General features: G+C 46.1%; 15 protein-coding genes and 1 tRNA gene. 10 read left to right on the top strand and 6 right to left on the bottom strand.

What is annotated here, in order from left to right:
- Positions 1-75: 75 nt before the first annotated feature.
- The 4 genes from H6F44_RS03015 to H6F44_RS03000 all read left to right on the top strand — a co-directional run bounded on the left by H6F44_RS03015 (position 76) and on the right by H6F44_RS03000 (position 2,573).
- Complete coding sequence (locus H6F44_RS03015; RefSeq protein WP_190349428.1) at positions 76-378, top strand: hypothetical protein; 303 nt, start codon at positions 76-78, stop codon at positions 376-378.
- Between the two features lie 484 nt (positions 379-862).
- The gene (locus tag H6F44_RS03010) at positions 863-1,210 is read left to right on the top strand and encodes a LapA family protein (protein WP_190349427.1); all 348 of its coding nucleotides are present in this window, start codon (positions 863-865) and stop codon (positions 1,208-1,210) included.
- 59 nt (positions 1,211-1,269) lie between these two features.
- Positions 1,270-2,097 (top strand): segregation/condensation protein A, encoded by an 828-nt coding sequence (locus H6F44_RS03005; RefSeq protein WP_190349426.1) that lies wholly within the window; start codon positions 1,270-1,272, stop codon positions 2,095-2,097.
- Positions 2,094-2,573: a PPC domain-containing protein gene (locus tag H6F44_RS03000; RefSeq protein WP_322096154.1), complete on the top strand. Its 480-nt coding sequence runs from the start codon at positions 2,094-2,096 to the stop codon at positions 2,571-2,573. The genes H6F44_RS03005 and H6F44_RS03000 overlap by 4 nt, the downstream gene beginning before the upstream one ends.
- 30 nt (positions 2,574-2,603) lie before the next feature.
- Here H6F44_RS03000 and H6F44_RS02995 read toward each other — a convergent pair whose 3' ends face one another.
- Both H6F44_RS02995 and H6F44_RS02990 read right to left on the bottom strand, forming a co-directional pair.
- Entirely contained in the window at positions 2,604-3,893 is a 1,290-nt protein-coding gene (locus tag H6F44_RS02995; RefSeq protein WP_190349425.1) for a bifunctional folylpolyglutamate synthase/dihydrofolate synthase, read from the bottom strand.
- Entirely contained in the window at positions 3,874-4,230 is a 357-nt protein-coding gene (locus H6F44_RS02990) for a nuclear transport factor 2 family protein (RefSeq protein WP_190349424.1), read from the bottom strand. Before H6F44_RS02990 ends, H6F44_RS02995 begins: the two co-directional genes overlap by 20 nt.
- A 176-nt stretch (positions 4,231-4,406) precedes the next feature.
- On the opposite strand from H6F44_RS02990, the gene H6F44_RS02985 reads away from it, so the two are divergent.
- Both H6F44_RS02985 and H6F44_RS02980 read left to right on the top strand, forming a co-directional pair.
- A complete protein-coding gene (locus H6F44_RS02985) occupies positions 4,407-5,612 on the top strand; it encodes an ATP phosphoribosyltransferase regulatory subunit (RefSeq protein WP_190349423.1) in 1,206 nt (401 codons plus the stop codon).
- 35 nt (positions 5,613-5,647) lie between these two features.
- Positions 5,648-5,995 carry a hypothetical protein gene (locus H6F44_RS02980; protein WP_199301957.1) on the top strand — a complete coding sequence of 116 codons (348 nt, stop codon included), beginning with the start codon at positions 5,648-5,650 and terminating at the stop codon, positions 5,993-5,995.
- 76 nt (positions 5,996-6,071) lie between these two features.
- Here the strand turns inward: H6F44_RS02980 and H6F44_RS02975 are convergent.
- Positions 6,072-6,144, bottom strand: a tRNA-Thr gene (locus H6F44_RS02975).
- 222 nt (positions 6,145-6,366) lie between these two features.
- Between H6F44_RS02975 and H6F44_RS02970 the strand changes: the two genes are divergently transcribed.
- From H6F44_RS02970 to H6F44_RS02955, 4 genes are all read left to right on the top strand, one after another.
- On the top strand, positions 6,367-7,077 hold the full coding sequence (locus H6F44_RS02970) for a J domain-containing protein (protein WP_190349422.1): 711 nt from the start codon (positions 6,367-6,369) through the stop codon (positions 7,075-7,077).
- Between the two features lie 112 nt (positions 7,078-7,189).
- Positions 7,190-9,958 (top strand): cation-translocating P-type ATPase, encoded by a 2,769-nt coding sequence (locus H6F44_RS02965; protein ID WP_190349421.1) that lies wholly within the window; start codon positions 7,190-7,192, stop codon positions 9,956-9,958.
- Positions 9,959-10,115: 157 nt separating this feature from the next.
- Positions 10,116-10,454, top strand: a complete 339-nt coding sequence (locus H6F44_RS02960) for a P-II family nitrogen regulator (RefSeq protein WP_190349420.1) — start codon at positions 10,116-10,118, stop codon at positions 10,452-10,454.
- A gap of 150 nt (positions 10,455-10,604) precedes the next feature.
- On the top strand, positions 10,605-10,799 hold the full coding sequence (locus H6F44_RS02955; RefSeq protein WP_190349419.1) for a hypothetical protein: 195 nt from the start codon (positions 10,605-10,607) through the stop codon (positions 10,797-10,799).
- A 1-nt stretch (position 10,800) separates the two neighbouring features.
- Here H6F44_RS02955 and H6F44_RS02950 read toward each other — a convergent pair whose 3' ends face one another.
- From H6F44_RS02950 to H6F44_RS02940, 3 genes are all read right to left on the bottom strand, one after another.
- The gene (locus H6F44_RS02950; protein ID WP_190349418.1) at positions 10,801-11,559 is read right to left on the bottom strand and encodes a molybdopterin-dependent oxidoreductase; all 759 of its coding nucleotides are present in this window, start codon (positions 11,557-11,559) and stop codon (positions 10,801-10,803) included.
- Positions 11,560-11,631: 72 nt separating this feature from the next.
- A complete protein-coding gene (locus H6F44_RS02945; protein ID WP_190349417.1) occupies positions 11,632-12,216 on the bottom strand; it encodes a cytochrome b/b6 domain-containing protein in 585 nt (194 codons plus the stop codon).
- A gap of 136 nt (positions 12,217-12,352) precedes the next feature.
- Complete coding sequence (locus H6F44_RS02940) at positions 12,353-12,766, bottom strand: hypothetical protein (protein WP_190349416.1); 414 nt, start codon at positions 12,764-12,766, stop codon at positions 12,353-12,355.
- Between the last annotated feature and the right edge of the window lie 63 nt (positions 12,767-12,829).

Here is a 12,829-nt window from a genome sequence, read left to right as displayed (position 1 = left end):
CTTTACTCTTTACTCTTTACTCTTTACTCTTTACTCTTTACTCTTTACCCTTTACTTTAAATCAGGTGAAATATGATGAATAACATTGGTAAATACCGCTTTGTCTGTACCCTGACCCTCAGCGACATCTTAGGGCAGGTTATTGTTTGGCTAGGAGTTATTTTTGCCGCCCTAGCCTCAGCCCTATCTCTAATGAGCAAGCCGATCTATTCCTTTGGCGCAGTGGGTTTAATCGTGGTGACATCTTTGCCATTTCTACTATTTACCTTTGTCACCACATTGTTTAATCATATTGATATTGTGCCACTCACTGAAGAAGAGATTCAAATCAAGAAGTCTCAAGTCTCAGGGGTGCGTAAAACTGCCGCTAAAGCTTAAATTTCAAATTAAATTTCAAAAGCTTTTTGGGTTTAGCCCAAAGCGTTGCGGTACAGACAGTTAAGATTTTGAGTAGTACAGAAAGATTTTTGATGATGGTGCAGAACGCCAATAATCAAAGATCTTTCTGCGTTTTTACAATGCTTTGCGCTCAAACCCAACCCAGCCAAAATTTTAAGCTTGTTGCCAAGCAAGGCTTTTAGGCTTCTTCCTATAGTTCATTAAGGCGGTAAGCGCAGTAAGCTGATTGACTGACAAATCTTAACCATAAACTGGCAAGATGCTCGTTTCACAAGGATTCTTGCCTTTGTGGGTCAGACATCTTGACTGACAAGGCTTGCAACTTTTGTCAGTCAATCAGGGGCTGTAAGTCAGTGCCAAGCGCTATAGGATAACGGCAGAAATAGGTAGACATTGCGATCATTGTCTGCTAGATCATTAGCAAACTGTCACAAACTATTCAAATAGGTGGGGTCTAATTACTGTGCGGCAAATTAACTTTGTGATTATTTTTGTATTTGCATTGGCGCTTGTCCTATTTTCTTTGCAAAACAACTCTCCAGCATCAATACAACTGATTCCGAACCTTAAGGTATCTGCACCGATCTCGGTGGAGTTAATTTTGGCTATGGGGCTTGGTGCGACTTTAGCTTGGCTATTTAGCATATGGTCTGGACTACAACGATCGCTAGAAATGCGAAACAAAAACAAACAAATTCAGAATTTGCAAGAAACTGTTCAAAGTCTCTCCGTGGAAATCGAAGAGCGTAAGCGACTAGTCTCAGCATCGGCGATCGATGTGGAAATTGATGAGGACAAGTCAAAAAACTAGAATACTAGCTATTTCGACTTAATTGGTGTATTTTTAAGCATCTGCTTCTTGGAAGCTTCATGACCCTATCGATCGCTGAATCTGTAACCAAAGACGCTATTGCCCTCTTGATTGACCTTGCGGAACGAGGCGAAATTGATCCTTGGGATGTACAGGTCATTGACGTGGTGGATCGCTTCTTATCACGCTTAATTATCAGCGATCGCCACGACCTGCATGAGTCTGGGCAAGCTATGCTTTATGCGGCGATGCTAGTCTTGCTCAAAGCCAATTCTCTCGCCGCTCAGGCAAATTACGATCAAGAAGCAGCTTGCGGCGAACAGTCAGAAGATCTCAATGAGCTAGAAAATGAATTAGCGATCGCACTGAGGCTGCCCACAGACTTTGATAAAAGACTGCGGCGGCTACCTGTTGCCAGACCACCCCAAGCTCGGAGAATCACACTAGAGGAGTTAATTGCCCAGATTGAGGCGATCGCGGAGGTGGTGGATCGCAAATCCTCAAAATCTAGCAAGCGTCCTATACAGGGCAAGATCGCAAGGAAGGCAGCGATGAAAGCCATTGCTCAACTTGCTCACAAAGAGAATCTATCGGAGATGGTGGAAGAAATAGAACGCTATTTCTTAGCTCACCCTGATACAGAAATAGAGATCTCAGACTTGGCGGCAGTATTTAATGATCGCGTTGGTGTGTTTTGGGGACTATTACTGATGTCTGCCCAATCCAAGGTGGAATTATCTCAAGTAGAATTTTACGGCAAAATCCAGATCAAGCCCATCTTGCCAGCACCTGCTACTAAAGAAGAAAACTTAGTGAATAGGCCCTATAGTTTGTCACCAGAAAGCACTCAATTACAATTATTCTCTGAATTAAAGGAAGTGTCGTGAAATATTTATATCAAATTCTCTCAAAGCAGTTAGCAAAGAAACTCTTAGGTATAGGAACGCTTGCATTATGTAGTATGCCCATCGCCTATGATCATGTCGTAGCCCAAATCAGAAACAGAGCGCCATATCAACCACCGATGATTACTATTGGCATAGATATCAATGATGTCCTTACCGACAAAGATATTCCCACAGGGCAGAAGGGCTTTGCTCGCGACTATTTGATCACAGCAACCAAGGACGATCGCTTGGAAATCTCGGTTAATGCCAGTGGGTTTGATACAGTATTAAGCCTTTTGGACAGCAAAGGTGAGGTCATTGCCGAAAATGACGATATTGCCAGCAGTGACACTAATTCGCAGATATTTTTACGAATGCGTCAAAATGGAACCTATACGATCCGTGTTTCTTCCTTTGGTGGCAGTAGCGGCGGTAAATTCACATTGAGGGTAAATAAGCTTCAGTTGGCTAATTAAGCACCTCAGAAACCATGCTTTCTTGCCAATCTAAAATGGCAAATAAGACCGAATAAATTCACCCACCAAATATAAAGAACCGCATAAAACAACAATGGGCGGCATGGGCGATCGCCTATTGGTAAAGGCAGCAGTTAAGCCACTGGACAGGTCGGCACAGGCAATAGATGGTGCGTTGAGAAATTGATCGGCAAGTTTTGCTAAGTCTGCGGAGTCGGTCGTAGCAGCACTTGGCACAGGGACAGTGATGCAGAGATCATCGGGATGCAGCAATGCCTTGAGAATGCCTGTTTGATCCTTGGTGTTGAGAATGCCAATCAGCCAAATTCGGCGCTGGTGTGGATAAGTCTCATCCATAAACTGCCGCAGATACTCAGCCGCAGGGACATTATGCGCTCCATCAATGAGAATTTTGTGGATTTCGCCATGCAAATTAAACTCAAGCCATTGCAAACGTCCTGCCCATGCTGTCTTGGCTATCCCTTCACAGATCGCCCGATCGCTTACCTGCCAACCCTGATTTCTCAGGCTCTGGATCGCGGCGATCGCCAATGCCGAATTTAATAATTGATGCTTGCCTAGCAGGGGCAGAGCATAATTTAAACCTTGGTATGTCGCACCTGCGGGTGTGGCTTGGGCAGGCTCAACGATGGTGATCGGTGCAGCATAGGCTTGTGCCTTAGTCTGGATCGCGGCGATCGCTTCGGGGGCATTGATGGCAACCACCACGGGGCATTGGGGTTTGATGATTCCTGCCTTTTCCGCCGCGATCGCGCCAAGGGTGTTGCCGAGTTGCTGACAGTGATCTAACCCAATGGCAGTAATTACCGATACTAAGGGGCGATCGCCAACATTTGTGGCATCTAGTCTGCCCCCCAAACCTGTCTCCAGAATTGCCAGATCGAGATTATGGCGGCGCTTCTGCTCAGCAAAATACCACCACATCGCCGCCGTAAATACTTCAAACTGGGTTGGGGGCAAATCAGGCGTGATCGCCCGATCCACTGCTTGCAAAGCGGCGCTCAAGTCCTGCTCACTGATCCAATCGCCATTAATGGAAATTCTTTCGCGCCAATCTAATAAATGTGGCGATGTATAGCGCCCCACCCGATAGCCTGCCTCCTGCAAGATTGACAGCAAAAAGGCACAAACGGAACCTTTGCCATTTGTGCCTGCCACATGAATGAGCGGAACTTGGGTGTGAGGATTACCAAGACGGGTTAACAGATCGGTGATCCTTTCTAAACCAAGGTGAATGCCAAATTTGTCAAAACTGGCTAAATATGCGTCTGGAGAGAGATCAACTGGCTTTAGATACATGAACTTCAAGGGCGTAGATTTTGCCTTGGGCATCGATTTCGGCGATATGCCGACCCTGCATCGCAAATAGTTCACCACTATTGCGCTTACCTGCGATCGCCCAAATTGCTTCTAGTCCATTTTCCGTCTTTCTGGTTGTCCAGATCCGTTGCATCCCTGCATAGTTTTCAAAAAACTGCCTGTATAACTGGGCGATCGCCTGTTTGCCCATTACCTTCCGCGCCCCCGCAGGTTGCACTTCCGCTTCGTCAGCAAATAGCGCTACCAACTGCTCAAATGCCTCACTATCAATACTTGCCCGTTCTGAAAGCTCAAAATATTTGTCTAAAACTGTCATAGTTGACCTGCCCCAATTTAATCTAGTGCCACAATGGATAAACTTAATTTAAACTTGTTTGTAAATATATATTAAGCATTTCTTGCTGATTAGCACTTCATCCAATGGGATCAGAAAAAATAACCAGACCGCAGCATTGCGGTAGGATATAGCAACTGGAGACTAAAAGAAATTGTATGGTGCATCAACTGCCGACAGGCGCAAAGGACTTATTACCCCTCGATGTTGCTCAAAAATCTTGGATCGATCAACAGATTCAGCAAACTTTTCAGGCTTGGGGCTATCAACGCATCATCACACCGACAGTCGAGCATTTGCGATCTCTGACCGCAGGCGGAGCGGTTGATCCTGAGTCAGTAATCCAACTGCACAGTGACAGCACTAATATTTTAGGGCTACGTCCCGAATTTACCGCCTCGATCGCCCGTGCCTATGCTGCTAGATTGGGGGCTAACGTGACTGCGCCGCAGAGGTTGTACTACAGCGCTAATGTATTTCGGCGCAAAGCTAACCGTAGCTCTGAGGAATCTTTTCAGGCGGGGGTGGAATTATTGGGGGCATCGGGACTAATTGCTGATGCGGAAATATTAATGTTACTAGGCGACAGTCTTGATGCAGTGGCGCTAGGGGATTGGCAAATAATTTTGGGGGATGCCCGTTTGACAGGCGCTTTGCTAGATCTATTGCCTGAGCAGTATCGCGCTAAGGTACGTCAAGCCTTGTCCAGCCTTGATCGAGTGGGCTTGATGGAGATGGATTTGCCTGAAGATGTTAAGGGCTATGGGTTGGACTTAATCGATCTCAGGGGCAAGCCCAAGGATGTCCTGAGTCGGCTTTCGGCAATGGCATGGACATCTTCTTTAACTGGTGAAATTAGCTATCTCAAGTCCTTAATCGAGATTTGGGAAAGTTATGGCAAGTCTGGTTTGGCAAATGGGGGCGATCGCCTCATTTTAGATTTGAGCTTAGTACAAACCTTTGATTACTACACAGGTATCGTCTTTGAGGTGGCTTGCAATAATTATATAGTTGCCCAAGGGGGACGCTACGATCAACTATTGGGCATCTATCACCCCAAAGGTGTGAGCTATCCCAGTATCGGTTTTTGCCTTACCCTAGAGGAGATCCAACAGGCTTTAGGCGCAAAGTTATCCGCTCCGCTCAACAGTCCATCTTGCCTAGTGGTGGCACGTACCCCTGCCGCCATCCCTGCCGCCTTTGCCTATGCTGCGGATTTGCGTCAAACCCAAAAAGGGGCGATCGAGCTAGAGCTAGAATTTCGTGATCCTGATATGGTGCGAAACCATGCGCGATCGCGTGGCATTACCCAAATCGCATGGATAGACGGTCAAGGCGCAATCAATTTTGAAGAGTCTGATTAATTTCAAATTCAAGAGCTAAATGAGGCAAAAAGTAAATGAGCATGACCTTTGAGCAAATGCAGGAATTGCTGACACAGACAGCAATGGGGTTAGCAGAAACCAATAAAGCGTTGGCAGATACTAATAAGGCATTGAATCGTGTTGAGGCGATCGCTGAGTCCAATGCAAGAGCTATACAAGCAACAGCCAATAAACTAGATGAAAAGTTTGATCAAATTGCTAATGCGATCATTAGAGATCAAGAAATGATTACAAAACTAGATCGACGTTATCGCAAGCAACAAGCAGAAATTAAAGGGCTAAGGCTTGAGACAAGACGAATTTTAGAGCGCTGGTTAGGCGAGCCATTTCCCGATGATCCAGACCTAGATGATGAAGATTAGAAGATTAAAGGAGTAAATGCGGTGCGATACGCCGCTTCTACTGCTTTCTGGATTTAAAGTCAACTAATGGAAAATAAGCTGGGGACGAGACTCGAACTCGTGACCTACTGATTACAAATCAGTTGCTCTACCAACTGAGCTACACCAGCAAATTTATTGGCAAATTTTATTGCTAGATGATCATAACAGAGCAAGTGTCGCTTTCGCAAGACCTAAAGTACTCAGCGCTGAATTAAAGCGCTGAATTAAAAGTTTGCTGTGCAAAGCCCAGTAACATAATAACGAAAATGTCTGTATTATTAAGTCAACGCATCAAACTAGCATTAAAACCAAGAGCTAAAAGCTAAACAGTACAAAACAAAGAAAAGACCATGGCAAGGACAAGCGATCGCACCGACAATAAAAATCACTACCAAACTCTAAGGATTAGCTATGGTGCTGCCCCTGCTGAGGTCAAAAAAGCCTATCGCGGACTAGTCAAAGAATATCACCCCGACTGCAATCATCATTTAGACAACCATGATGATATCGCTTCTATTAATCTTGCTTACGAAGTTCTCAGCAATCCGCAATCTCGCGCCCATTACGATCGCACCCTAGGACTAAAGCGGAACCCCAATAGCAGCAACCCTCAGGGAGGCAGAAGCCCCCAATCGCGGCGAGAAGGTCATCTCAATGAGGATCAAAAAATTGATCGCTGGACTAAGCAAGTATATGAGCCAATCATGGAGATGTTAGAGGTGATTCTTGATAGCCTCGATGAGCAAATTGATGATCTTGCCGATGACCCCTATGACGATGGCTTGATGGAAGATTTTGAAGACTACATTGATGAATGTCGCGGCTCCTATAGTAAGGCGCAGATTTTTTTTAGGGCTGTGCCTAACCCTGCATCGGCAGCAGGTATTGCCAGCTATTTATACCATTGCTTAAATGCGATCGCTGATGGTATTGAGGAACTCAAATATTTCACAATGAATTTTGACGATCGCCATTTGCATACAGGGCAGGAGCTATGGCGCAGGGCGGAAGAAATGCGTTATCACGCCCAAAGGTCGATGCAGAGTTTACAAAAAGAATAAAAGCCCAAAGCGCTGCTATGCATTACTTTTGTTTTTTTGAGCGTAATCGTTGGCTATAATTGGCACTATTTTTTAGTACCATAATCTATAACCGTTTACTCCCTCACCACCTATGTCCATTGAGCTTAACGATCCCGCATTGCCTACTCCCCGTTGGCATACCCTCAGCGTTGATGAAGCCCTTGATAATCTCCACAGTGATGCCGATCGCGGTATCAGCAATCAAGAAGTTAGTAACCGCTTGGCAAAATATGGGGCTAATGAATTGATCGAAAAGGCAGGGCGATCTCCATTGCAGATTTTTATCGATCAATTTACCAATATCATGCTGATTATGCTGATGGCGGTGGCAGTAGTTTCGGCAATTCTGGATATTCGCGATCGCGAATTCCCCAAAGATGCGATCGCAATTACGGTGATCGTGCTACTCAATGGCATTCTCGGCTATGCCCAAGAATCTAACGCCGAAAAAGCTCTAGCAGCCCTCAAACGGCTCTCCTCGCCCAGAGTGAAAGTGGTGCGCGGGGGCAACATCATTGAGGTCAATGGCAAAGAGTTAGTACCTGGGGACGTGATGTTTCTGGAAGCGGGGGTGCAGGTTGCCGCCGATGGCAGATTGCTGGAGGCGCAAAATCTACAAATCCGCGAATCGGCGCTCACGGGGGAGGCGGAATCGGTCAATAAAAACCCTAACTTAACCTTAGAACTAGATGCGAGTTTGGGCGATCGCCACAATTGCGTTTACCAAGGCACAGAGGTAATTCAAGGACGCGCTAAGGTCTTAGTTACCAAAACGGGAATGCAGACAGAGCTGGGCAAAATCGCCACCCTAATTCAGGATGTGGAAACCGATGACACACCCCTACAACAAAGAATGACGCAACTAGGCAATGTGTTAGTAAGCGGTTCGCTGATTTTGGTGGCACTTGTGGTGGGCATCGGGATGTTAAACAAAGGTAATTTTGCCGACCTACTCAAAACCTCCCTCAGTATGGCGGTTGCCGTTGTGCCTGAAGGCTTGCCTGCGGTGGTAACTGTTACCCTTGCCCTCGGCACACAGCGCATGGTCAAACGCCATGCCCTAATTCGCCGTCTCCCTGCCGTGGAAACCCTTGGCTCTGTCACCACGATCTGCTCTGACAAAACAGGGACGCTGACCCAAAATAAAATGGTGGTACAAAATATCCGTACCGCCCAACATTCCCTCAAAATTACTGGCGAAGGCTACGCCCCGACTGGCAAATTTTTAAGTGATACTAGTGCCATTGAGGTGCAGAATTTTCCTGAAGTCCAGCAATTGCTGATGTCTTGCATATTTTGTAACGACGCGATTTTGCAGCAGAAGGATGGGGAATGGATCATTATCGGCGATCCTACAGAGGGCGCATTATTGGTGCTATCGGGTAAAGGTGGCTGTGATGCTGCCGAATGGCAACATCGGATGCCCCGCTATGCAGAGGTTCCCTTCTCCTCTGAGCGCAAACGTATGAGCGTATTGGTGCAGGGTGAAATGGGCGGCTATGTGATGTTTTGTAAGGGTTCGCCCGAATTGACCCTCGAATGCTGTACCCATATTCAAATTGGCGATCAGGTAAGGGCGATCGCCGCCGATCAACGCCAACAAGTGCTTGAGCAGAATAATCAATTGGCTGCCGATGGCTTGCGGGTGCTGGGCTTTGCCTATCGCAACATCGCCAACCTGCCCGAAAATGGCATTACCGAAGCCGATGAAAGCAATTTAACTTGGGTGGGACTTGTGGGAATGTTTGACGCACCCCGCCCAGAGGTACGCGAAGCCGTCAAGCAATGTCGTCAAGCAGGTATCCGCCCTGTGATGATTACGGGGGATCATCAACTCACTGCCAAGGCGATCGCCGAAAATCTAGGTATCGCTCAAGCAGGCGATCGGGTGATTACAGGCAAAGAGCTAGAACTAATGGATGCCCAAGCGCTAGATCAAGCAGTAATTGATGTGAGCGTCTATGCCAGAGTTTCCCCAGAGCATAAATTACGCATCGTACAGTCCTTGCAAAGACAGCATCAGTTTGTGGCGATGACAGGGGATGGCGTTAATGATGCCCCTGCCCTCAAACAAGCAGACATCGGCATTGCCATGGGCATCACAGGTACGGATGTATCCAAAGAAGCCAGTGACATGATCTTGCTTGATGACAACTTTGCCACAATTGTCGCCGCTACCGAAGAAGGGCGCGTTGTTTACACCAATATTCGCCGATTCATCAAGTACATTCTCGGTAGCAATATCGGGGAAGTGATTACTATTGCCGTCGCCCCATTTATCGGATTAACCGTACCCCTCATCCCCTTACAAATCCTGTGGATGAATCTTGTCACCGATGGTTTACCCGCCCTCGCCCTTGCAGTTGAGCCAGCCGAACCCAATGTCATGAAACGTCCACCCTTTGATCCCCGCGAAAGCATCTTTGCAAGGGGCATGGGTTCATACATGATTAGAGTCGGTATTATTTTGGCAGTAATTACGATTTGCCTAATGGTATGGTCTGAGTCATATACAACTAGCAATTTTGACGGAATCTATAAGCCTGAACGTTGGACAACGATGGTATTTACGACCCTCTGCCTTGCTCAAATGGGTCATGCGATCGCCATTCGCTCAAATACCCAACTGATGATCGAGCTTAACCCAATGACTAATCCCTATGTCTGGGGATCGGTAATTATGACTACGGTTCTGCAATTGTTGCTGATATATGTAGAGCCATTACGCAACTTTTTTGGTACGCATCTAATTAGCCCTACGGAGTTGGCAGTCTGCGTTGGCTTTAGCTCTTTGATGTTTGTTTGGATCGAGCTAGAGAAACTAGTGATTCGTTGGTGGGCTTGGAAAGGGCAAAGATAGCTGATGAATGAGTTGCTCTAGATTTGCTTTAATGTAAGTATAGATAGCTGTATCTCTACTTAACAATCTTAAGGACAACCTCAAAAAGTATGCTAGGCTACAAATAGGGGTAGCATTTCAAGTGTATTAAAGTTCAAGAATCAGTGGAGGAGTTAATTTGAAAAAGGTTGAAGCGATCATTCGTCCGTTTAAGCTTGACGAAGTTAAAATTGCTCTGGTAAATGCTGGTGTAGTCGGTATGACTGTATCAGAGGTACGCGGTTTTGGTCGTCAAAAAGGACAAACAGAGCGTTATCGTGGCTCTGAATATACGGTTGAATTCTTACAAAAGCTCAAAATTGAGATTGTTGTAGAAGATGACCAAGTTGACATGGTGGTAGATAAAGTTATTGCTGCTGCCCGTACTGGTGAAATTGGTGACGGTAAGATTTTCGTGTCTCCTGTAGAGCGAATTATCCGTATCCGTACTGGTGAGAAGGATTTAGAAGCGGTCTAAGTTTACGCCCTAGATTTTTTCAACATACTTTCAGCATACAAAGAGAGGCAAAGCTTGGCTTTGCCTCTCTTTGTGAATTTATTTGTGAATTATACAGTTGTTGCCAATCTTTATCTTTTGGGCTTAGAGCTATTTTAATGAAATTAAGTTATGCGATTAATTTTTACACCGAGTTTTAATAACTTCCAAAAGATTAATTCCACACAAGCTTGGTCTTTGTTTGTCACAGGCTGCAAAAATGATAATTCTTTTGGCACAAACCCAATGATTGGTAAATATCTAACAGTGGCAATTTTGGGGGCGGTCTTCGCCGAAATTGTAGAAATTATTCTCAAAGCCGTTTAGATCATATACCTGCATACCATTCATAGCCGATATCCTCCCAATAGCCACGCTTTGCGGTTAATGTTTCCTTTAATTCGATGCGTGTCACCCATTTACTGAGTTTGTAACCGAGTTTAACGGGAGATGCTAAGCGCAGGGGTGCGCCATAGGCGGGTGTAAGGGACTGTCCGTTTTTGTGGGATGCCATCAAGGTTTGCGGGTGCATGGCTGAGTCGAGATCCCAGCTTTCGTAATAGCCATCGGCGGAATAGAAATAGATGTATTTTGCAGTCGGCTTTGGCTGGGCGATCGCCACTAAATCCCGTAGCCGTAGCCCGCCCCACTGCACGATCGCCGCCCAACCTTCAACACAAACATGACGGATCACCATATTTACAAAGGGCAGGGGCAAACTTTGGAATTCCTGCATACTGAGACTGAGTGGTTGGTTTACAGCACCATCAATGCTGAGGCGATAGGTAAGCGGATTAATCGCGGGTGTGCCGCGAAAACTATTGACAATTAATTTGTCTGGCTCGATCGCCGCAATGGGAAATTCTGGGACTAGTTGCTGCGGTTTAAAGATTAAGGATTCCACACTTTGGTTTAACGGCTCTGATAGCTTGCCAACTAGCCCTTCGGCAACGCTGCCAAAGCCAATGGTCAGAATACCTGCACCTGCTAAATTGAGAAAGCGGCGACGGGGTAAAACTTCCGATTCATGATCATCTGGCTCTGGGTTCGATGGCAAATTGGTTGGGTTTGGTTCAGTTGAGGACATGGTGAAATGACGATGTTAAGACGATATTAATAGATTGAGATAAGTTACTTAGTATTTTTTTCTTAGCGTTTCTTACTTAGCATTTTTCCAAAACATGGAATCTAACAAGCTATCGCCGCCAACCTTGCGCCCTAGTTGGGAGTGGAGCGCAGCGAGGCTAATTGCGATCGGTACGATCAGGAAATGCGTAATCCGCAGTGCATCCCAACCACCAAAGCTATCGACAATCCAATAAAATTGTGCGGGTTTATACATCCCCAAGCCCGAATAAATAGCGAGTAACAAAACGGGGATGATCATTGTATAAACTAAACGATGCCAAGCATAATTTTTGCGTTTAGGGTTCTGCCCGACTAATAAGGCTTTGATATCCTTGTTGCTGGCATAGCGATGCCGCCATCTTTTTGTCGCCACCACATAAATGCCGTACCACAATAGGTTCAGGCTAAATATCCACATTGAGGCAAAGTGCCAGTGCCTCCCCCCTGCTAACCAGCCACCAAGTCCTAAAATTGCGGGTAAATGTATCCCTTCCCGACCACCAAATACGGGATTGGCGTTATAAATTTGTAAACCACTGGTGATCATCAGAAATAAGCTGATGAAACTGACCCAATGAAAGATTTTGGCAGGTAAGGCTTGGATTGGCGATCGCATAGAATTAGGAAAAACTTATTTCTACAAAACATACAACCCCGAATGCCCATTTGTTACTAAATGCTAGGAAATCACTAAGAAATCACAAAAAAAGACATCGCCTAAGCGATGTCTTTTGCGTTATTCAGATATGAAATTATGGCTTCTTAGGCTCTGCTGCTGGGGTAGCATCAGTCTTCGGTGCGTCCGCAGGCTTGGTGTCAGACTTCATCGCATCGGGCTTAGCGTCAGTCTTTGGTGCTGCGGGGGTTGCAGCAGCATCGGGCTTAGCGTCAGTCTTAGCATCAGTCTTCGGTGCATCCGCAGGCTTGGTATCAGACTTCATCGCATCGGGCTTAGCGTCAGTCTTCGGTGCGTCCGCAGGCTTGGTATCAGACTTCATCGCATCGGGCTTAGCGTCAGTCTTCGGTGCTGCGGGGGTTGCGGCTGGATCAGCAGGGGTAGTAGCGGCTGGAGCTGTAGGAGCAGGAGCAGGGGTTTCGGTAGCGCAGGAAGCTAAGCCAGCAGAGAGGGATAGACCAGCGATAACTAGGAGAGCTTTTAAGTTCATATTGGTATTTGTTTTTAGGCAGTATTTTGTTGACTTTTGAGCAAATAACTATAGGCAATGGCT

The sequence above is a fragment of the Pseudanabaena cinerea FACHB-1277 genome (assembly GCF_014696345.1).
In the GTDB taxonomy this organism is placed as follows: Bacteria; Cyanobacteriota; Cyanobacteriia; order Pseudanabaenales; family Pseudanabaenaceae; genus Pseudanabaena; species Pseudanabaena cinerea.
Note: the sequence above shows the minus strand (reverse complement) of the source record. Positions and strands in the feature narration are given on the sequence as shown.

Excerpts from the sequence above, each read along its gene's own strand:
- H6F44_RS02980 (WP_199301957.1), top strand. The coding sequence starts at position 5,648 with ATGAGCATGACCTTTGAGCAAATGCAGGAATTGCTGACACAGACAGCA.
- H6F44_RS02985 (WP_190349423.1), top strand. The coding sequence starts at position 4,407 with ATGGTGCATCAACTGCCGACAGGCGCAAAGGACTTATTACCCCTCGAT.
- H6F44_RS02995 (WP_190349425.1), bottom strand. The coding sequence starts at position 3,893 with ATGTATCTAAAGCCAGTTGATCTCTCTCCAGACGCATATTTAGCCAGT.
- H6F44_RS02965 (WP_190349421.1), top strand. The coding sequence starts at position 7,190 with ATGTCCATTGAGCTTAACGATCCCGCATTGCCTACTCCCCGTTGGCAT.
- H6F44_RS02970 (WP_190349422.1), top strand. The coding sequence starts at position 6,367 with ATGGCAAGGACAAGCGATCGCACCGACAATAAAAATCACTACCAAACT.
- H6F44_RS02950 (WP_190349418.1), bottom strand. The coding sequence starts at position 11,559 with ATGTCCTCAACTGAACCAAACCCAACCAATTTGCCATCGAACCCAGAG.
- H6F44_RS02955 (WP_190349419.1), top strand. The coding sequence starts at position 10,605 with ATGCGATTAATTTTTACACCGAGTTTTAATAACTTCCAAAAGATTAAT.
- H6F44_RS03015 (WP_190349428.1), top strand. The coding sequence starts at position 76 with ATGAATAACATTGGTAAATACCGCTTTGTCTGTACCCTGACCCTCAGC.
- H6F44_RS02990 (WP_190349424.1), bottom strand. The coding sequence starts at position 4,230 with ATGACAGTTTTAGACAAATATTTTGAGCTTTCAGAACGGGCAAGTATT.
- H6F44_RS03005 (WP_190349426.1), top strand. The coding sequence starts at position 1,270 with ATGACCCTATCGATCGCTGAATCTGTAACCAAAGACGCTATTGCCCTC.
- H6F44_RS02940 (WP_190349416.1), bottom strand. The coding sequence starts at position 12,766 with ATGAACTTAAAAGCTCTCCTAGTTATCGCTGGTCTATCCCTCTCTGCT.
- H6F44_RS02945 (WP_190349417.1), bottom strand. The coding sequence starts at position 12,216 with ATGCGATCGCCAATCCAAGCCTTACCTGCCAAAATCTTTCATTGGGTC.